This is a genomic window from Mesorhizobium sp. U510 (assembly GCF_059180695.1).
Genome location: NZ_CP180531.1, coordinates 55,169 through 74,234, shown reverse-complemented (window position 1 = coordinate 74,234; position 19,066 = coordinate 55,169). Strand labels below are relative to the sequence as shown.

The window sequence follows — 19,066 nt, the reverse complement described above, 5'->3', positions numbered from 1 at the left end:
CCGGAGGCGGCATGACCCAACGCATCGTCATCACCGGAACCGACACCGGAATTGGCAAGACCGTGTTTGCGGCTGGGCTCGCCGGCCTGCTCGACGGTTTCTACTGGAAGCCGGTGCAATCGGGCCTCGACGGCGAGACCGACAGCGAGGTTGTGGAGCGGCTCGCCGGCCTGCCGATGGGGCGCGTCCTGCCGGAAGTTTATCGCCTGACGATGCCGCTGTCGCCGCATCGCTCAGCCGAAATCGACGGCGTCGCGATCGAGGCGGCAAAGCTGTCGCTTCCGGACTTGCCTGGTCCGCTCATAATCGAAGGCGCCGGCGGGCTGATGGTGCCGCTCAATCGACAGACAAGGTTCATTGATATTTTCCGGGAGTGGAAACTCCCAGTCATCCTGTGCGCCCGCACCGCGCTCGGCACCATCAATCACACCCTGCTGTCAATCGAGGCCTTGCGGGCGCGCTCGATCCCGGTGATCGGCGTTGCCTTCATCGGCGAGGAAATGGCCGACAGCCAAAGGACGATAGCGGAATTCGGCAATGTGCCGCAACTCGGCAGGCTGCCGCACCTCGATCCGCTGACGCCCAAGGCACTGAGGCAAGCGATGATTGCCAATTTCGATCCCGCACTGATTGGAGGGGATCGATGATGTCGCAATCCCGCGTATGGCACCCCTTCACCCAGCACGCGCTCGAACCTGCGATCCCGGAAATCGTCCTGACTGAAGGCGCCTATCTCCACAAGGCGGACGGCGCGCGTATCCTGGACGCCATCTCGTCCTGGTGGGTCGTCACGCATGGCCACCGCCATCCCCGCATCATGAAGGGCATCGAGACGACGGCGTCCGCCCTCGACCAGATCATCTTCGCGGGCTTCACGCACGAGCCGGCGGAACGCCTGGCCAGGGCGCTTGTCGGCCTGGCTCCGTCGGGCCTCGACTGGGTGTTCTATTCCGACAGCGGTTCGACCTCGGTCGAAGTCGCGCTGAAGATGGCGCTCGGCTATTTTCGCAACATCGGCGCGCCGCGCTCGCGCATCTCCGTCATGGAGCACAGTTATCATGGCGATACCGTCGGCACGATGAGCATCGGTGCCCGCGGCGTGTTCAACGCCGCCTACGAACCCTTGCTGTTCGAGGTCGACACCATCCCCTTTCCGGCCGCCGGACACGAGCAGGAGACGCTGGATCGGTTCGAGGCGGTTTCTCGCGACCGGCGCGCCGCCGCCCTGATCGTCGAGCCGCTCGTGCTGGGCGCGGGAGGCATGCTGATGTATCCGGCCTGGGTGCTGACCGAATTGAAGAAGATCGCCGAGGCCTCCGGCACGCTGCTGATCGCGGATGAGGTGATGACCGGCTGGGGACGCACCGGCACCATGTTCGCCTCCGAGCAGGCGTCCATCTCTCCTGACATACTGTGCACCTCGAAGGGCTTGACCGGCGGCGCCATCCCGCTGGCCGCCACGCTCGCCACGGATGCCATCTTCCAGGCTCATTATTCGACGGACCGCAAGAAGACGTTCTTCCACTCGAGCTCCTACACCGCCAATCCGATTGCGTGCGCGGCAGCACTCGCCAATGTCGAGATCTGGTGCGACGAGCCAGTGGCCGAGCGGATCACGGCCTTGAGCGTGATGCAGGCCGCGGGGCTTCGACGGTTTCGGGACAATCCGTATTTTACCGACAGCCGAGCGACGGGAACGATCGCAGCGCTCGACCTGCGAACCGATTCCGCGGGTTATCTCGCCGAGATCGGGCCGAAGCTGCGCGCGTTCTTCATTGACCGAGGGATGCTTGTGCGCCCGCTCGGCAATGTCCTCTATCTTCTCCCGCCCTATTGCATCACCAGCGACGAGTTGGGCGGAGTCTATGACGCCATCGAGGAGGCCGGCGCTCGTTTCGGTTCGAGGCCATGAGCAAGTCGTCGCGCGTTCTGGGGTTTGGCCATCACGTGCCTGGCCGCAAGGTGGCGAATGCCCAGATCGAGAGCAATCTCGGCCTCGAACCTGGCTGGATCGAAAGGCGCACAGGAATCCGTTCGCGCTTCTGGGCAGCGGATGAAGACACGCTGTCTGGTCTTGCCACGCAGGCTGGCGACATGGCGCTGGCGAATGCCGGCATCGACCGTAGCGACGTCGGTCTGCTGTTGCTTGCCACCTCGACGCCCGACCATCTTCTGCCGCCCAGTGCACCCTTGGTCGCGCACAAGCTCGGCCTTGGCCGCTCAGGCGCAGTCGATCTGACCGGTGCCTGCGCCGGCTTCATCTATGCGCTGATGTTCGCCGATGGCTTCACGCGCCTGCATGGCAAAGCAAGCCTTGTCATCGCCGCCAACATCCTCAGCCGCCGCATCAATCCAGCCGAGCGCGCGAGCTCGGTCCTTTTCGCCGATGCCGCCGGCGCCCTCGTGATCGGTCCGTGCGAGGACCCAGATCGGGGCATTCTCGGCGCCTCGGTGGATTCCGATGGCTCGCGCTACGAGCTGATCCAGATACCCGCTGGAGGAAGCACCATCCCGTTCCACGGCGACCTCGACCTCGGGCAAACCCGCATGACGATGACCGACGGACGCGAAGTGTTCGCCAAGGCCGTGGACATGATGACTGCCTGCTCGCAGGAGGCGCTCGCCGCGGCCCAGTTGCAGCCGCAGGGCATCAATCGGTTCGTACCGCACCAGGCCAATGCCCGCATTTTTGATGCGGTCGGGCGAAACCTCGGCATAGCAGATCAAGCAATCGTCAAGACGATCGCCGACCATGGCAATTCTTCCGCTGCGACGATCCCGCTGTCGCTATCGCTGGCCAATCAAGAGGAGCCGTTTCGGCTGGGCGAGAAAATCCTGCTGGCGGCCGCAGGGGCGGGTCTCAGCGGCGGTGCACTCGTCATGGGAATTTAGCGGGGGCGACCCGGCCGCCCAGAGGACGGCCGGATCAGTCATCCATGATGGAAAGGATATCGCGATGAATGCGAAAAATAGTTCCCAAGCTTGCACGGCATCCACTTCACCGAAGCGAACCTCAATTACCATGGTTCGAAACGCTGAACCCTGACCACTGCGAAGCAACAGGAATCCCGCCGATATATGGAACTAGAATTCCGGGTGCGCGGATTTCGACCTATGTCATTCTCGGCGGGCGCGACCCACGGCGCCGCCGGACCTTTCAGTACGGCGAGCAGGTCATTTGTTGGCCAGGTCATTTGTTGGCCAGATTCATTTGATGAGTCTCTGCCTCCATCAACTTGACCATGATATGTAGAGCCCGGTTCACTGGTGTTGGAATACCGAGAGCTTTACCTTGGTGAGCGATATACCCATTGAGGTGGTCAATCTCACTCACCTTGCCCCGAGCCAAATCTTGCGCGGTTGAAGATTCTGGTTCGGCATCATGCCGGCCAAAGCAACCACGTTTTCCATCGTATCGCCCAGAGTGGAAATGCCGGATCCAGGCGGAGCGTCGTAGGAAAATCGACTTGCCGTACGTATGACGGTATTCAGGTATTGCTAAATCTGGATTTCCTGCCGTCGCAGCGCCTTGACAATGGCATGCGCCACGTTGATTGCATCGAGCTTGCCTCGAATGTTGCGCTGATGGCTTTCGACCGTGTTCCTGGTGACGCCGAGGATACAAGCGATGTCATCGGTGGATTTGCCTTGCGCGCTCCACTCCAGGAGTTCGCGCTCGCGCGCCGTCAAGGGCGTGGGTTCATCGCCATCGCCGGGTGTTCCCAGCGCTGAGAGGCGGCGAAAGGTATGCACGCAAAGTGTTTCGATAAGGGGCATGGCGCTTGGCGGAACCTCCATCCGGTCACTCGCCATCGTGACGACGCCCGGCCCGGCCAGTGGGACATGAATGGGGACGCAGATACCTTCTTTCATCCCGAACTCGGCCGCCTCGTCGATGACCAGCTTCGCGCGTGCAACCAGCCTTGCGGCCGGCAGCTCGCCCCATCGGAAGGGCTGTGGCGAGTGCCGGCACTGGGCGACACAAGGATCGTGCAAAAAATACTCCTCGGTGACATAGCGACGATGCCATTCAGGAGACCAGCCATCAGCAAGAATCTCACGCTGCCAGTCCGTATCGTGCGGCACAGGCAGTCCGGTGATCAGAAAATTGCGCAATCCGTAGCGCTCCATGGCTGAGCGGAAAGCTTGAAGGATGGCATCGGCCGACCGCGCGGTGTCGATCTTCGAGATCGCCGCAAAGAGGTCAGAAACGATTTTGTTCTCCATTGGCAGACCTCGACTACAGTCAAGCCCTACCCGCACAACAACCTATGCGTGTCTTGATACCATCTTCAATAGGAGGCGGATCGAATGTACACTGAAGGAGTCAATCGCATGTCAAAACGAAGAGATAAGTGGAGACCGGATCAGTACTGCATTGATGACGTTGGCTTCAATCGGTCGACTTGGAAGCGGCCGGTTTCGTCACCCGGCTAGCTCGCCTATTTTCCGGGCTTGCTGAAACCAACTCTTGCGGTTCGACATTCAATGCCTTGGCCAAAATTTCGACTGTATCCAGCGTGGCGTTGCGCCGGCCGGCCTCGACGCTGCTGATATAGGCACGCGTGCGACCCGAAACGAAAGACAACTGCTCCTGAGAGAGTTTTCTCTCTCTCCGGAGCCGCTGCACGTTCAGGCCGAAAACGCCGCGAAGTTTCATCAAACAACGGATGCTACGACGCGCACTATGGTGCGACACACTATAGTGCACATTCCGCATTGACATCGCTGCTGTTGGCTGTTTGAAACAACCAGCGATTTCATCGTTTCCTGGATAAGGAATAGCCATGGCGAGCCGGCCGTTTCGCGACCTCGCACACGATATGTCCGCGCATCTCCCAGGCGAGCAAAACCGACCCGTTATGGACACAGGTCGCGTCCTGGAGTTCGTCTGCATCCGATGCAGCACTTCCTATCCCGCCGACGTCACCATCGACTCCAAGGGATGCGCGCGCTGCCAGGACACCGCGCCGGCAAATCTTGCGCCCGTCTATGCAGCTCCGCAGCCCGACCCTTTAGCCGGCGCCACCAGCTCGCGCTCGCTGTGGCGTTTTGCGAATATGCTGCCTTGCACAGAGGCGGAGGCGGTGAGCCTCGGCGAGGGTCTGACGCCTTTGCTTGCCGCACCGCGCATCGGCGCGTTTCTCGGCGTGCCGGACCTTGCAATCAAGGACGAAGGCCGAAACCCGACCTGGTCGCACAAGGATCGCTTTTCGACGATCGCGGTCAGCGTGGCGCGCGCACGTGGCGCGAAGATCGTGGCGACCGCCTCATCGGGAAACGCTGGCGCTTCGCTGGCGGCCTACGCTGCCCGCGCCGGGCTGAAATGCGTCGTCACCACGTTTGCGGGATCGGCCGGCGCGATGCTGGCGCAGATCCGGAAATATGGCGCGACGGTCCTGCCCTTGGTCAGCAAAATGGACCGATGGTCGCTGCTTGAACAGGCGGCTGCCCGCTACGACTGGTTCATCGCCTCGCCCTATCACGGTCCGGTCGTCGGCAGCCATCCACTCGGCATCGAGGGCTACAAGACGATTGCTTACGAGATCGTCGAGCAATCGGATGGCACGGCGCCAGACTGGTGCGTCCTGCCGGTCTGCTATGGCGATGCCTTGTCCGGCGTGTGGGCTGGCTTTTGCGAGCTGTTCGCGCAAGGGTCGATCGCGCGCCTGCCTCGTCTCGTCGCGGCGGAGGTGCATGGGTCGCTGGCGGACGCTCTGGCCAGCGGCGCCGATGCGTTGAGTGAACGCAAGATGCTGTTCGACAGCCTGGCCGTATCGATCGGCACGCCGCGCAGCACCTTTCAGGCGCTGAAGGCCCTGCGCGAATCCGGCGGGCACGCCGTCCCTGTGAACAATCACGGCCTGATCGCGATGCAGGAACGCCTTGCGCGGGACGAAGGGATCTTTGCCGAACTGGCGTCTGTCACGCCGCTGATGGCGATATCGACATTGAAGGACCAAGGTGTCATCGCAGCCACAGACCATGTCGTGGCCGTCGTTACAGCCAGCGGTCTCAAGGACCTCGATCGGTCCGCCGGATCGAACGAACACGATCAGATCTTCCAGACGACGGACGATGCCTGGCGCTGGCTCGACAAAAACGGGCTGGATCTCGCTTCATAGATTTTCCGCCGCGCCAACAGCCGGTGGCACGTCGCTTGCCTCGCGCGTTTTGAGCACATCGTCGAGACTGCGACGCAGCCAGAGAAAGCGTGTCCATTGCGTCTCCGCGGCCGGTGCAATGGTGGTCAGCGTCCTTGGCTCGGACGGTTCCTTGCAGGGCCAGCCAGACAGAGCGCTGAGCCATTCATCATTGTAGACAGTCTCGGCATGGCGATGGCCTTCGTCAGGCATGATGACCGCCACTTGCGCATCCGGAAGGGTCGTTGCAACCCAATGCGCCACCAACGCGGCGGCGCCGCTGGTCGGCCCCATGAAGAGGCCGTGCTCGCGCAGCAAGCGGTGCGCGGTCCTATACGCCGGATAGGCGCCAACCCAATGGATCTCGTCGACAAGCTCATGCCTGACATTTTTCGGCAGAACGCTGTTGCCCAGGCCCCGCAGCATGCGTTTGCCGACGGGCTGTCCGAACAGGATGCTGCGATGGGTATCGACGGCAAACACCGTCAGATGCGGAAAGACCGTTCGCAAAAAGGACGCGGTGCCGCATAGCGAGCCGCCCGTACCGACGCAGCCGACCAGGCAGTCAACCTTGCCCATTGCCCGGATGAAAAGTTCGGCCAGCCGCGCATAGGCAAGCCAATTACCCGGACTGTCGTATTGGCGGGTCCAGAAGCCGTCCGGCTCGTTGGCCAGGATTTCCTGGAGGCGCTCCAGCCGGCCAGGCTGGTTGCCGTCGCCGCGCGGATCGTCAAGGGCGATGACCGTGGCGCCGATGCGCTCCAGGCGGGCTTTGTATTTGGCATCGATCAACGTTGAAGCGGTGACGAGTGTAAGGCGATAGTCACGCGCCGCCGCCAGCAGCGCGACCGCCATGCCGAACGTGCCCGATGTCGTCTCGACAATGTGGGAGCCTGCCTTCAGTTCGCCATTCGACGCTGCCCGATCCAGAATGAAGCGGGCCGGCATCAGCTTCATGAGCGGAAAAGCCGCGGCCACTAGATTTGGCGCAAGGTGCGCAAGGCGCGGGGTCTCAAGATCCCTGAAATAGTCCACGTCGCGGGTCACCATGACCAGCCCTCCGCATTGACCAGATGGACTTCGACATCCTTGAAGCCGGCACGTCTTATCTGCTGCGCAACCAGGGCCGCCCGTCGCTTCAGATTCGATGCGAAAAGATCGAAGATCAGGCCGAACAACGAACCGCTATGGGCGACCTGCACCCCGCACGCCCCGGATCGCCTGGCAATCTCGGCGATCTCGTTGAAGCCCTGTTTTGGCAAGTGCCGTTGACTGATCACCGCACTTGCCGAGGCGGCGCGTCCGAGAAGATAGGGATCTTGAAGGCGAACCGCCCGCGCCACCAGCGCCCGCAGCACGCCGAATTCCTGGATCTCGGCACTGTCGTAGCGTGCGGGCGGCAGCTGCAATGTATCGACCGGAACCCCGCCATTTGCCTTAAAGCCGACCAGAAGCAGCGGCGGCAGCGAGCCTCCGAAATTCTCGATCACCGTGCCTTCGCGTTGCGCGAAAAGCACCGCGTGATCGTCGAAGGCGATCGCGTCGCTGGCGCGCTCGGCAGCCACGGCCAGACGCCCGATGCTTGACGGCCGCAACTGGACGTCAACGGCCGCGGCGACAGCGCGAATGGAAGCGACAACGTCAGCCGTCGATGAGCCGTAGCCGTGCCCCACGGGGATTGCGCTTTGAAGCGTCAGCTCGCCGCCGCCGGTGACGTTCAGGAAATCGAGCGTGAGCCGCGCGGCGGCCGACGCCTTGACCTTGTGATCGGGGTGGACAACGACCGCATCGTCGTCGCTCCTGGCAAAGCGCGCCTCCGATCTCAAGCTCGCAATCGGCAGCGTGACGAGCCCGCGATGAAGGCGCCCGCCAAAATCCTTGAATACGCCCTGGATGAGTTCGCCGTGATGCGCAATCGCCACCGCCGTCCCCACCGGCGACCGCAGCGCTTCACGACCCATGAGATCGCCGGCCTCAGCCATTTTCATCTTTCCCCAGGCTTTCTCGCCACGCGGGAAGATGGCGCCGACGACTGACGGCCGCTCTCAAGGAATTCCGGTATTGACGGCTTCCTGTTGTATCAGCAGGGGACGAGGCGATGCTGGCCGATCGTCAGGCGGCGGAGCCGAGGTGCCTCAGCGGCCGGCCGGCCGAAACCGATTGCGCCGCAGCCATGATGCCTTGCGCATCGATCCCGTAATACCGGTAGAGGTCCGCGATCGTACCGGTCTGGCCAAAATGCTCGACGCCGAGCGCGCGCGTGCGATGGCCATGGACCGAACCCAGCCAGGCGAGCGTCGCGGGATGCCCGTCCAGCACCGTCACGATGGCGCATGAGGCGGGCAGACCAGCCAGCAGGCGCTCGACATGGCTGGTGGCGCGGGGATGGCCATACTGGCGCGCCCGCGCCGCGGCAGACCAGCCGGCGTTCAGCCGATCGGCAGAGGTGACGGCAAGAAGCCCGACATCGCGCCGGTCACCGGCCATCAGCCCCAATGCCTGCACCGCCTCCGGCGCGACAGCTCCAGAATAGGCGATCACCACAGCGGCATTCGGCCCGGGTTTGCGCAACCAGTAAGCGCCATCGACGATGTCGCGCGCCAAGGGATTCCCGGTCTGGCGTGTCGGCTGCTCGATCACCCGCGTCGAGAGCCTGAAGTAGACCGAACCTCCCGTTTGATCGCGCAGCCAGGTCTGGTCATCGGGCTCGGCCTCTCCGGAGCGCTGGATGTAGTCGAATGCCCAACGCAGGATGACTGCCAGTTCGTCGACATAGGCCGGCTCGAATGTCGCCAGGCCGTCCTGCGCCATGCCGATCAGCGGCGTGGTGATCGACTGATGCGCTCCGCCCTCGGGGGCCAGCGTCACGCCAGAAGGCGTCGCCGCCAGGATGAAGCGCGCATCCTGATAGCAAGCATAGTTGAGCGCATCGAGGCCACGCTCGATAAAGGGGTCGTAGAGCGTTCCGACGGGAAGCAGGCGCTCGCCGTGAAGCGAGTGCGACAGACCCAGCGCCGAGAGCATGGTGAAGAGGTTCATCTCCGAGATGCCCAGTTCGAAATGCTGTCCTGACGGCGAAAACGTCCAGTTGAAGGTAGAGGGAATGCGTTCTTCCCGGAAGAGGTCTGCCTGGCCGCCGCGCGCGAACAGGCCCCGCCTGTTCACCCAGGCGCCGAGATTGGTCGAGACCGTGACGTCCGGAGACGTGGTCACGACACGCTTGGCAAAATCGCTGTCTGACTTGGCGATCTCGTGCATCAAGAGGCCGAAGCCCTGTTGTGTCGACATGGAGGCCTGTGCGCCCCAGGGTATCTGCACCGGCACGGGCACGGCTGGAGCTTTATGGCGACGGGTAGCTGCCTGCGCGAAAGGCGACGACGCCAGATAGGACCGCATCGCCGCCTCATCGTATGCAAGGCCCTCGAACAAATCCCATTCATGCCCTTCGCGCACACCCATGCCTTGCCGCAGCGCGTCGACCTGCGCTGGCGTCATCAATCCCGCGTGATTGTCTTTGTGGCCGGCGAGCGGCAGGCCGAAGCCCTTGATCGTATAGGCGATGAAACAGGTCGGACGATCATGACCGCGCGCTTGCTCGAAGGCATCGATGATGCTTGCCAGATCGTGGCCGCCAAGGTTTGCCATCAAGGCGGCAAGGTCTTCGTCGCTGCGCTTCTCGATCAGGCGGGTCACCGGTCCTTGGTCCCCCAGGTCATCCAGAAGGCGCCGGCGCCACGCGGCGCCGCCCTGGAAGGTCAGCACCGAATAGAGCTGATTGGGGCATGCATCGATCCAGGACCGCAGCTTTTCGCCGCCCTCTTCCTCGAAGGCCGCTTGTTGCAATGTCCCATGTTTCAGGATCACCACATCCCAGCCGAAGTTGCGAAAGATGGACTCGAAGCGCTGCCAAAGGCCTTCGCGCACCACCGCATCAAGGCTCTGCCTGTTGTAGTCGACGACCCACCAGGTGTTGCGCAGGCCGTGCTTCCAGCCTTCAAGAAGGGCCTCGAAGATATTGCCTTCATCCATTTCGGCGTCGCCGAGAAGGGCGACCATCCGGCCTTCCGGCTGGTCCGCGTTCCAGCCTTTTGCCCGGACATAATCCTGGACCAGCGAGGAGAACAGGGTCTGCGCCACGCCCAGTCCAACCGACCCGGTCGAGAAATCGACATCGTCGATATCCTTGGTCCGAGACGGGTAGGACTGCGCGCCGCGATAGCCGCGAAAATTCTGCAGCTGCTCGAGCGTCTGCCTGCCGAACAGATACTGGATGGCATGGAAGACGGGGCTCGCATGCGGCTTGACGGCAACGCGGTCTTCAGGCCTGAGGATCTGAAAGTAGAGCGCCGTCATCAAGGTCGACGCGGACGCCGACGACGCCTGATGACCGCCGACCTTGAGGCCGTCCTGCGACCCGCGAACATGATTGGCATGATGGATCATCCAGACAGCCAGCCACAGAACCTTGCGTTCAAGCTCGGAAAGGATCGTCATCGTCGGCTCCCGTGAAATCGCGGCTCAAAGATAGCGGCCAAGGTCTGTCAAAAGTGGCTATTCTTGCGCAAGCTTATCGATGATATTGGCTGATCCAGCCAAAAATGACGCCCACATGAGGGAAACGTGCCAAATCCGACGCTCGATGCAATCGACCTGAAAATCATCGCCGCGCTGCAGAAGAACGCAAAGGCGACGACGAACGACCTGGCTGAAGCCGTCGGCCTTTCGCCTTCACCATGCGCCCGGCGCGTGAGGCTCCTGGAGAGCGCCGGCGTCATCAAAGGTTACACCGTGGTCCTCGACCAGAAGAAGCTCGGCCTGCCGATCAGCGCTTTCGCGTCGATCAAGCTTGAACGGCAACGCGAGGACGATCTCGACCGCTTCTCCCAGGCGGTGCTGCGCTGGCCAGAGGTTGTCGACTGCTATCTGATGACCGGCCAGCGCGATTACCTGATGCGCATCGTGGTGCGCGACCTCGAGGCCTATGAGCGGTTCATCAAGGACAAGCTGACGCGGCTGGACAACATCGCCTCGATAGAAAGCAGCTTCGCCCTGGGGCAGGTCAAGCGGTCGGAGGTCCTGCCTGCCTAACCGACCGGTAGTCTCCAGCGGGCGGAACGCCTTCTGCTTGTCTTGGTGGTCAGCACAGTGCGCCAGTTCGGCTTCTCGAAGACGCTGACGACACGTTGTTGCAGGCTTGTCGGTCATCGCTAAGCCATGCGCGTTCGTATGTTGCGCTGATATTAGCATGAGCGCATGTATTCCAGCCAGCCAGCCGGCGCCGCCCGTCCTCAACGTCCCGCCGGGCAGGCCCAGCGGCCATCGCTGCCAGTCCCCCTCGCAATAAAGGTGCTGGGCCGCTAATGCTCATGGAAATTTACAATCTTGTATTGGTAAGTTCTGATATGCTGGAGCCTGTCGTCGAGGGCTTCGAACAACGCTTGCTGGAAAATGTGGACAGGATACCACTGTCAGCGAGAGGCATCACAATGCGCCTCGATAACCCACGCAACTAATTTACTGTCGGCACAGGCTCGGAAAAGTCGAATCGGTAAATTGTATGGAACCGTACCATGTTCGGGCGATCATTTCCCTGAATGTAGACGAAGCCCGCACTCTCTGGCGGAGAGAGCGCGGGCCGATCGGAGTCCGATCTTCGACAAGGGGGCGCGGGCACCCGCCCTGCCGCGTGAGTCAATCTTTAGGAATGACTAATGTTCCGCAGGGATCCTGGCCGCCGCGACGGGGGTGCTGATCGGTTTCATCTGCCCTCAATACAAGAAAGGTCTCATTGTCCGCCGCCCAAAGCTAAAGCAAGAATATTCGACACTCGATGCGGCGGGGTTCAATCGACTGATGGCAGCAGCGGGCGGGATCCAAAGCTGTTTTGCCTCAGTTGACTTCGATAATTTTCGTCGACCACTTTTTAGCGGGCGGCCGGCGCGTTTTCACCGGAGCTGGCCTCTCCGTGGGTTGTGCCGAGGAAAGACGGAGCGCCCGCAATCGCGCCGTCTTTGCATTTCGTGCCAGCGTTTCCGCCTCAATCAACAACTTCGCCTCTCGATCGGCGCGCTCGATGCGCTCTTTGTCGATCCGTCGTTGGGTCAAGATAGCCTCCCTGGCTAACTAACCTATAAAATTATCGCTTGCTAAAATTGTTCCTTCGCTGGTTTCCAGCGGACAGTTTGTGAGCGCCTCAGCGATATTGTAGCCCGCAAAATCGTTTGGCCCCTCCGCGCAGCTTCATTTGGCACCAGCTTTAAAGGTTTTGAAACCTGACAAGTAGGATGTTTTTTGTTCGTGTTGCCGCCCAATTCGGAGCTACCGCCATGACGCAGCCGATGGAAGAGTACATACGATTTCAAACTGCGAATGAGGCCTTGCGGCAGGCGCGAGCGCTAGGAGCTACCGGTGACCTAGCCGCCGCCTTCGAAATGCTTTGCACCGCATTAGAGCGCATTATCAAGGACGCTGACGAGGACATTGAGGACCTCGTCCAAGTTTATTATGACCTGGACAGCAGGGTAGGCTAGACCACTTACGCAGGCTCGGTGTCGAATTTTGCGCCGAAGCCGGCCGGGCTTACTCATCGCGGACGGTGTCGCTCACCGCCGCTTCGTTGTCATCTGTCTCCTGGACATCTTGCACGGACGCATGGCGCAGTTTGTTTTCGCCTCGGAGGTAGCGGACACGCGCCCTGAAACCAGGCTTGAGCCATTCCACTTTCGGGCCTGTGACCGCTTCCGGGATACCCTCGGGCCGTCTTATCCTTGCGGACCCGTCCCATAGACGTTTGGCCTTGCGATTGGCGTACCAGCGATAGCCGAGCCCGCCGATCGCCAGCACCGCGCTTTCGAGTGACCACCTTGCCGATCCACTCGCTGGTGTAGGACAGCGGCGACAGCTGGTTCTGCCAGATCATAGAGGTAACCAGACAGACCGAGGCCACCGGTGCCGGCGCCAGTTGCCAAGTCCGCCGGAGCGGTTGACGGTGCGGCGTTGGCATCATCGACAAAGGCTTTAGCTTGGCCGCCGTCTATGAAGTTAGCCGCCTGTGGCACCTGGCCGGTTGCCCATGCCTGGCCGATTGCTCGGACTTCAGCAACGCGAGCAGAGGAAGGCCATGCGGGCGTTGCAGATGGGTCGATCAGCGCGTCGTTGTTCTTGTCCGCCTTCAGCGCCGCACGCCGCCCATGCCGAGGACGCCGTCAATGCGGCCGGTATATGCAGGTCGCAACGCCTGCTGAAGCCACATGATCGAGCGACCGGGACCGGAATTCAGCGCGCCGTCAAGAACCACGTAGTCGACGCCGGCCGGCAACGTGTCGCCCTGCACCGCGTCCCAATACTGACGAACATAGATTTCATTCAATTCGGCGGTGGTGAGGCTTTTTACTGAGCGAGTGGCAAGGCCTTTGCCCTTCCGAAAGCCGTCATAGACGCGCTGCGTTCCCTTCATCGTCGGGCCACCGGGATCATTGGGATGGTTCGAATAGCCGCCCTCATGCGCAAGTACGCGGGCAAGCGATTCCTTTTCACGGGAAACAGCCATGAGTTTTCCTTTCGGGTGATGATGGTATGGTCGCCGGCCCCAGAGGAGGCCGATGCGATGGTGAGGAAGGATGACAAGCTGTCGGATCAAATCCCGATGGATCTCAGCGGGCCGCCGACAATGATGGGCCAACGGGGGACCTAAGCTATCTCAGCATGCCATGGGCAAAAGCCAGCTATGACGGCGGACTGCTGGCGCTCGTTGATGGTGTCTGGATTGTGCTGAAGAGCGGCGACGGCAACGATGCCGCTGTAGTTCGGGAAGCACTGCGGAAGGTGGCTAGGCCGCGACCTCGGCAGAACGCCCAATCATGGCTTTAGACTGCACGCCAGCCAGTCGGGCCAACCATCCGGACTTGTTGATGGGTCGCTCGATTGCGTAGTAGCTGGCAAGGCCGATGAGAACGGCAATCGAACAGGAAGTCAGCGCCAAAACCTCCACCGGCACTTTGCCAATAATCCCCAGGTCCGCGTAGCAGGCGGCCAGCACCGCGAACAGGGGATAGTGCCAGAGGTACAGAGAGTAGGAGGAATCCCCGACACCAACCCACGGCCTCGAGAATACCCATCCGGCCCTGATCTCCATGGCTACCAGGCCGTAAACGATGAAGGCGCTGGGCAGGCCAAAACACAGGACACGCCATATGTGACCAAGAGCCCACCAGCCGCCTTGAGAATGGAAATAGACCGCGCCAATAATCATGCCGCCGACCCCTACGGCCAGCGATGACGCTGCGTGCCCGGAGATCTTCCGCTGCACCAACAAGGCGACGACTATGCCAAAGACGAACTCCAAGAAAAGATATGCCATTGGCTTAACGATGCCGGCGACACACCCAAAGAAAACAGCCACTGCTACCGGACCTAGCATGAGCAGGATGCGCCGTGGAAACAGCAGGATTCCAAGCGCGCAGATTGCGTAAAAGGTCACCTCATACTGCAGCGTCCATGCCGCCCCAATTCTGTTGTTGGGCTGGTCAATCAGAAGAAGCAATCCCCACAGGGGTCTCTCTGATATCTGCGGTGGGGCCACGACCAACGTGGTTGTCAGAAGCAGAACCGAAGCGACGAAAAACGCGACCCAATAGCCGGGATAGATTCGAAGCACTCGCTTGACGGCGAATTCTCGAAAGGAGCGCCACCGGCCCACGATCTCGGCCTTTTTGCCCAGTCTGTCGGCGGACAAATAGACTACGAACCCTGAAATCACAAAGAACAGATCAACGCCGCTGGGTCCCATGGTGCCCACATAAGGCAGCGTCCACTGAGCCTGCATCGGCAATGCTGGGTAGATATGGGCGAACATCACCATCAATGCCGCGACGGCGCGAAGACCCTGGATGTTTTTATAGAGCATTGGCTCCAACTACCATCGCGCGCGCCTTTCCCTCTCAGGCCGCTTCCTGAACGACTATGCGGGTTTGTTCTTTTCTCCCCGCCACCCGCGAGGCGAAGCCCTTGCCCCATTCATTCAGCCAGTTTTCCCAGCCGTAGAAGGTCAAGGCAGCAATAGGGATCACGCAAGCCAGCGTCAGTCCCAGCGCCAGTGCATAGGTTTCAACTGGGCCTAGTCCCAACGCGTGAAGGTGCTGGTACACCGTAGATCTGTAGGCTAGCACAACGATTACCGGGCTGTGCACGAGATAGATGGAATAGCTGATATTGCCGAGCCACACGGTTGCCGTGTTGACCAGCAGCCTGAGCGGGAGAAGGTAGAGCCCCACCAAGAGGCACCCAAACATCGGCCCTTGCCAATAGATGGCCGGGCCGAATGGGACCAAGCCATGGATAATCACATAGAACTGAAGCGGCACCGAAGCCAGCAGGAGAGCGCCGATCACTCGTTTATGTTTCCATTCGCCAGCAGCCCGGACCATATAAAACGCGATGATCCCGAACATGAACATCGGCGCCAACCCAAAGATGGACTGATTTATGTACGAGGCGGAGTCGGCCACCAAGTTCCCGATGACAGATCGAAAAGCCGCGGCGACTAAGAAGGCAACAACGAGCGCCCGAATGGCCAACGTCACACTTTTGGTTCTGGCATATATGAAGGGAAACATCACGTAGAACGCCATTTCCACGCCAATCGTCCAGCCCGCCAGGACCATCGCCGTTTGATATCCGCTGCCTGGAATGAAGTTGAAGACGAAAAATATGTTCGCGGCTAGCGCACTCCATCTGAAAGGAAAGATGCGCATCAGGCGTGTCACGATGATCAAGAGGTAGAATAGCGGAGCTATCCGAAAAAAACGCCGCAGCATGAACCCTAGATAGGGCCTTTCTTCTTTGTCATGCTTCGGCATTGTAAGGCAAAGCGAAAACGCGCTCACGAGGAAGAACAGATTAACGCCCATAACGCCGTTTCCGACGAACCCCTCTGCCCACCATGGAAGCGCCAAATGCGGATTAGGCATATGGGCTACATGGACCATCACGACCCATAGAGCAGCCATCCCGCGCAGGGCGCTGAGATAGGGAAAGCGATCCGGCCGTTTGATCTGCGTCGTCAATTTGGACACCCGGCGAGCCCCCGCCAGATGCATTGCTCCTACAGGGATTGGAATTTTGACGCAACGGTTGAGATCGTCGGCCAGCATGTGATATTGCCCATCAGCATGATGACCAAGTTGAACAAAACAGAGATGCTCGCCGTCTGTCTGGCCGCGCTGGTACTTCTAACCTAGATCATCAACTACCCCAATCGAGACAGTGCCCAGGGACGGCGAGTGGCATTATTCCTATGCCAGAAAGCCCGTCTTTATTCAGGATGGAACCACGGCAACGGGCACTGTTATGACCCGGTGGGGTGGAAGTTCTTGGGAACACCGGTCACCGCACAGAGATGAGGCAATGGCGCTGGATACCGCTCCTGTCCTCGGGCCTAGTGCTCAATAGACCGCAAGTCAGAAATGATTGGGCTACTGCCGCTGACGTTAGACCGCAGCCCCATGAACCCGCCGAGATAGGGCGTTGTGAGCGCCACCGTGCCGAGCAGCGGCCCATTATAGACCTTGAGGCTGCTGGAGCCCGGGTCAATGACAAGCCGATATTGCTTGGAGACCCCACTGAAATCCGCCGCATTGACGGCGGTGGCCGTGTAGGTGTTTTCCCCGGTCAACTGATAGACCGTGACAAATCCGGTCGAGGCCGCACAGCCGACGCCGACGCCCATGCGAGCTTTCATGCCTGTCGCGCCGGTCGGCGGGGCGGTGTTGACTCCGTGCAGAACGAATTGTGTATCCTTCGCGAAGGTGGCGGCGAAGGTGATGTCTATGCCTTCCGTCGCGATTAGGCGAGAAATGGGAAGCTCGTCCCACAATTCCACAGCATCGGCGCCATTGGCGAAGATCGTGACACTTTGGCCGCCAAGAAGCTCCTCAAACGAAACGGAACGGCACCCGCTAGGCCTCGCAGCTCGTCGTCCCAACTTGCCCACGGGATTGCCCGCAATTCCTCAAGGACGGTCTTCGAACAAGGCGTGCGAACAGGCAGGTCATCGGAAACCTCCGGATATGAGCTCGAGATCGGATCGAAAGGCCGAAACCAGTCCCGTCAGCCTTAGAATGTAATGCAGGTGGCGATCATACCAAGCATTGCTTTCGGCCTCCCTCGACAGGATTGGTTAGCACGGCAAAGGCATGTCGGCTCAGTTAGCACAATTTGATCCACGTCATAGCGAGCTCAGCTGCCAAGGGTGTGAAATGTAACAGGATAGAGGGTCGCATCATGCTGGTCCGCACGCTCTCTACTTTGGAATGCACGAAATTGCTGGCTGCCAATCGTGTCGGCCATTTGGCATGCGCTAAGGACGGACAACCCTACGTCGTCTGCTTCAACTACGCCTACGCCGACAGTCACCTCTACGCGTTCTCTTTACCGGGAAAGAAGATCGACTGGATGCGTGCCAACCCCTCGGTGTGCGCCCACGTTGTCGAACACACGCAGGGACGCGGATGGAAAAGCGTGATTGTCGACGGCCGCTTCGAAGAACTGCCTGACCAGATCGGTCACAAGCTTCAGCGCGATCACGCATGGTCAGTGTTGAGCAAGCACGCGGACTGGTGGGAGCCCGGTGCGCTCAAGCCTGTGATCCCACCCGCGTCACATAGCTTGCCACACGTCTTCTTCCGGATTCTCGTAGAAGAGATGTCTGGCCGGGAAGCAAGTGAGTAGGCTCCGCCAGGCGCGTGGCCGGTCGCACGGGACCAGAATTGCGCGGGCGCGGTCCGTTTTCGACGGACCAAGCCCGCCCCCAACTCGGCCAAGTTTCTCTCTACCTCGAGTGTCCGCCGCCCGAATAATGATGCGTGAGCTGCTTTGCGCGCGGATGCCGACGCGCTGGAATGCCGATTTGGCAAGAATGCCTAAACGACCCGCCGGGGTGCGGTAGACGCAGAAACTCGGAAACTGATTATTTATAAATTCTAATATACTTTGTACGACGTCGCAGGCCAGTTATGAGTAGTGCGACGCTCCTACAACGAAAGCCCGGCCCTCCCCCGCGCCGGGCTTTTCATATTTGGCCTTTAGCAACCGGCCATACGCCCCGCGCGTCGTAACGCTTCTTGCCAGGCTTGGATTGCGTTTGCTCTGTCGCGTGCCGGCAAGGCTCGGTGGCCTGTAGGTCACCCGAAAGACTGCGTCGCCGTTGAGACTCGATCGCGGTCAGGTAAGTTCGACAATCTCGGGGTACAACTCACACCAGTTTCCTGCCTTCGTGGTTTTGTGGAAGGGTCCTTGGATTTCGATTGCATTGCTTTTTCAGTAACACCTAATATCAGCTTGTTGAAATCGGCATTCTGGGGAGGAAGTGTCATGCCTAAGGTCTCAGATCTTTTCTTTAAGACAGCTATCGTATGGCTCATTCTGGGGATCGGCGCCGGCTTGCAGATGGCAATCTCGGGCGACCACGGTGCATTTCCTGCACATGCACACATCAATCTGCTCGGATGGGTCACAAGCGCAATCTTTGGCGGCTACTACGCTCTTAATCCGGCAAAGGCAGCGCGGAGAACCGCCATGGTCCACTACGGCCTCTACAACGTCGGATTGGTGGTAATGCTGCCAGCTCTGTATCTGATGCTTCACCAAGGCTATACGGCAATCGAGCCCGTCGTCGCCGTAGGTTCACTGATCGTGGCTGCCGCCGTCCTGGTATTCGCCTTCGTTGTTTTCTCAAGCGCAAGCGAGCGCGTGGCGTCTGGGTTATCGACCGCGACACGCTAAATCGGCGGAACTCGGCAGTATGAGGGCCGGCATGAGCCACTGGAGCCGGAAGCACAGGCTGACCGGCTCTAGCGCGAGCAATCGTTCTGGCCTCAGTTATGGCCTGTTTCTGTGGTCGCAGCGCAAAAACGCTCCGCTCACAA

General features: G+C 60.4%; 20 protein-coding genes and 1 pseudogene. 9 read left to right on the top strand and 12 right to left on the bottom strand.

Annotated elements, in window-relative coordinates:
• The first annotated feature begins 11 nt into the window (after nucleotides 1-11).
• The 4 genes and pseudogenes from bioD to ACLGL5_RS00350 form a co-directional block, all read left to right on the top strand.
• A complete protein-coding gene (gene bioD / locus ACLGL5_RS00365; protein ID WP_027047871.1) occupies nucleotides 12-647 on the top strand; it encodes a dethiobiotin synthase in 636 nt (211 codons plus the stop codon).
• Nucleotides 647-1,912: an adenosylmethionine--8-amino-7-oxononanoate transaminase gene (locus tag ACLGL5_RS00360; RefSeq protein ID WP_027047872.1), complete on the top strand. Its 1,266-nt coding sequence runs from the start codon at nucleotides 647-649 to the stop codon at nucleotides 1,910-1,912. The genes bioD and ACLGL5_RS00360 overlap by 1 nt, the downstream gene beginning before the upstream one ends.
• A complete protein-coding gene (gene bioZ, locus ACLGL5_RS00355; RefSeq protein WP_019863730.1) occupies nucleotides 1,909-2,892 on the top strand; it encodes a 3-oxopimeloyl-[acyl-carrier-protein] synthase BioZ in 984 nt (327 codons plus the stop codon). The genes ACLGL5_RS00360 and bioZ overlap by 4 nt, the downstream gene beginning before the upstream one ends.
• A 68-nt stretch (nucleotides 2,893-2,960) precedes the next feature.
• Nucleotides 2,961-3,179 (top strand): annotated as a pseudogene (locus ACLGL5_RS00350) (aspartate 1-decarboxylase); the annotation flags it as partial.
• An 11-nt stretch (nucleotides 3,180-3,190) separates the two neighbouring features.
• Here the strand turns inward: ACLGL5_RS00350 and ACLGL5_RS00345 are convergent.
• The 3 genes from ACLGL5_RS00345 to ACLGL5_RS00335 all read right to left on the bottom strand — a co-directional run bounded on the left by ACLGL5_RS00345 (nucleotide 3,191) and on the right by ACLGL5_RS00335 (nucleotide 4,660).
• On the bottom strand, nucleotides 3,191-3,334 hold the full coding sequence (locus ACLGL5_RS00345; RefSeq protein ID WP_494372711.1) for a ketopantoate reductase family protein: 144 nt from the start codon (nucleotides 3,332-3,334) through the stop codon (nucleotides 3,191-3,193).
• Nucleotides 3,335-3,498: 164 nt separating this feature from the next.
• The gene (locus ACLGL5_RS00340; protein WP_019863731.1) at nucleotides 3,499-4,227 is read right to left on the bottom strand and encodes a LuxR family transcriptional regulator; all 729 of its coding nucleotides are present in this window, start codon (nucleotides 4,225-4,227) and stop codon (nucleotides 3,499-3,501) included.
• A gap of 166 nt (nucleotides 4,228-4,393) precedes the next feature.
• Entirely contained in the window at nucleotides 4,394-4,660 is a 267-nt protein-coding gene (locus ACLGL5_RS00335) for a helix-turn-helix domain-containing protein (RefSeq protein ID WP_019863732.1), read from the bottom strand.
• Nucleotides 4,661-4,862: 202 nt separating this feature from the next.
• On the opposite strand from ACLGL5_RS00335, the gene ACLGL5_RS00330 reads away from it, so the two are divergent.
• Entirely contained in the window at nucleotides 4,863-6,125 is a 1,263-nt protein-coding gene (locus tag ACLGL5_RS00330) for a threonine synthase (RefSeq protein WP_494372710.1), read from the top strand.
• Here the strand turns inward: ACLGL5_RS00330 and ACLGL5_RS00325 are convergent.
• The 3 genes from ACLGL5_RS00325 to ACLGL5_RS00315 all read right to left on the bottom strand — a co-directional run bounded on the left by ACLGL5_RS00325 (nucleotide 6,120) and on the right by ACLGL5_RS00315 (nucleotide 10,637).
• On the bottom strand, nucleotides 6,120-7,193 hold the full coding sequence (locus ACLGL5_RS00325) for a PLP-dependent cysteine synthase family protein (RefSeq protein WP_494372709.1): 1,074 nt from the start codon (nucleotides 7,191-7,193) through the stop codon (nucleotides 6,120-6,122). The genes ACLGL5_RS00330 and ACLGL5_RS00325 overlap by 6 nt on opposite strands.
• Nucleotides 7,187-8,131, bottom strand: a complete 945-nt coding sequence (locus ACLGL5_RS00320; RefSeq protein ID WP_494372708.1) for a GHMP family kinase ATP-binding protein — start codon at nucleotides 8,129-8,131, stop codon at nucleotides 7,187-7,189. Before ACLGL5_RS00320 ends, ACLGL5_RS00325 begins: the two co-directional genes overlap by 7 nt.
• Nucleotides 8,132-8,255: 124 nt before the next feature.
• The gene (locus tag ACLGL5_RS00315) at nucleotides 8,256-10,637 is read right to left on the bottom strand and encodes a thiamine pyrophosphate-binding protein (RefSeq protein ID WP_494372707.1); all 2,382 of its coding nucleotides are present in this window, start codon (nucleotides 10,635-10,637) and stop codon (nucleotides 8,256-8,258) included.
• Between the two features lie 126 nt (nucleotides 10,638-10,763).
• Here ACLGL5_RS00315 and ACLGL5_RS00310 point away from each other — a divergent pair, with 126 nt between their 5' ends.
• Nucleotides 10,764-11,231, top strand: a complete 468-nt coding sequence (locus tag ACLGL5_RS00310; RefSeq protein ID WP_019863741.1) for an Lrp/AsnC family transcriptional regulator — start codon at nucleotides 10,764-10,766, stop codon at nucleotides 11,229-11,231.
• Nucleotides 11,232-12,032: 801 nt separating this feature from the next.
• Here the strand turns inward: ACLGL5_RS00310 and ACLGL5_RS00305 are convergent.
• Entirely contained in the window at nucleotides 12,033-12,248 is a 216-nt protein-coding gene (locus tag ACLGL5_RS00305) for a hypothetical protein (RefSeq protein ID WP_080643897.1), read from the bottom strand.
• Between the two features lie 221 nt (nucleotides 12,249-12,469).
• Here ACLGL5_RS00305 and ACLGL5_RS00300 point away from each other — a divergent pair, with 221 nt between their 5' ends.
• Nucleotides 12,470-12,673 (top strand): hypothetical protein, encoded by a 204-nt coding sequence (locus ACLGL5_RS00300; RefSeq protein ID WP_155249186.1) that lies wholly within the window; start codon nucleotides 12,470-12,472, stop codon nucleotides 12,671-12,673.
• Between the two features lie 49 nt (nucleotides 12,674-12,722).
• On the opposite strand, the gene ACLGL5_RS00295 is transcribed toward ACLGL5_RS00300, so the two are convergent.
• From ACLGL5_RS00295 to ACLGL5_RS00275, 5 genes are all read right to left on the bottom strand, one after another.
• A complete protein-coding gene (locus ACLGL5_RS00295) occupies nucleotides 12,723-12,986 on the bottom strand; it encodes a hypothetical protein (protein ID WP_019863744.1) in 264 nt (87 codons plus the stop codon).
• A gap of 328 nt (nucleotides 12,987-13,314) precedes the next feature.
• A complete protein-coding gene (locus tag ACLGL5_RS00290; RefSeq protein ID WP_244840138.1) occupies nucleotides 13,315-13,782 on the bottom strand; it encodes a glycoside hydrolase family 108 protein in 468 nt (155 codons plus the stop codon).
• Between the two features lie 189 nt (nucleotides 13,783-13,971).
• Nucleotides 13,972-15,048, bottom strand: coding sequence for an acyltransferase family protein (locus tag ACLGL5_RS00285; RefSeq protein WP_019863748.1), 1,077 nt, complete (start codon nucleotides 15,046-15,048; stop codon nucleotides 13,972-13,974).
• A gap of 34 nt (nucleotides 15,049-15,082) precedes the next feature.
• Nucleotides 15,083-16,294, bottom strand: a complete 1,212-nt coding sequence (locus ACLGL5_RS00280; protein ID WP_120145560.1) for an acyltransferase family protein — start codon at nucleotides 16,292-16,294, stop codon at nucleotides 15,083-15,085.
• A gap of 284 nt (nucleotides 16,295-16,578) precedes the next feature.
• Nucleotides 16,579-17,022 (bottom strand): hypothetical protein, encoded by a 444-nt coding sequence (locus ACLGL5_RS00275; RefSeq protein ID WP_199202402.1) that lies wholly within the window; start codon nucleotides 17,020-17,022, stop codon nucleotides 16,579-16,581.
• A gap of 401 nt (nucleotides 17,023-17,423) precedes the next feature.
• On the opposite strand from ACLGL5_RS00275, the gene ACLGL5_RS00270 reads away from it, so the two are divergent.
• Both ACLGL5_RS00270 and ACLGL5_RS00265 read left to right on the top strand, forming a co-directional pair.
• On the top strand, nucleotides 17,424-17,870 hold the full coding sequence (locus tag ACLGL5_RS00270; protein WP_027047874.1) for a pyridoxamine 5'-phosphate oxidase family protein: 447 nt from the start codon (nucleotides 17,424-17,426) through the stop codon (nucleotides 17,868-17,870).
• A gap of 642 nt (nucleotides 17,871-18,512) precedes the next feature.
• Nucleotides 18,513-18,923 carry a heme-copper oxidase family protein gene (locus ACLGL5_RS00265; protein WP_019863754.1) on the top strand — a complete coding sequence of 137 codons (411 nt, stop codon included), beginning with the start codon at nucleotides 18,513-18,515 and terminating at the stop codon, nucleotides 18,921-18,923.
• The last annotated feature ends 143 nt before the right edge of the window (nucleotides 18,924-19,066 follow it).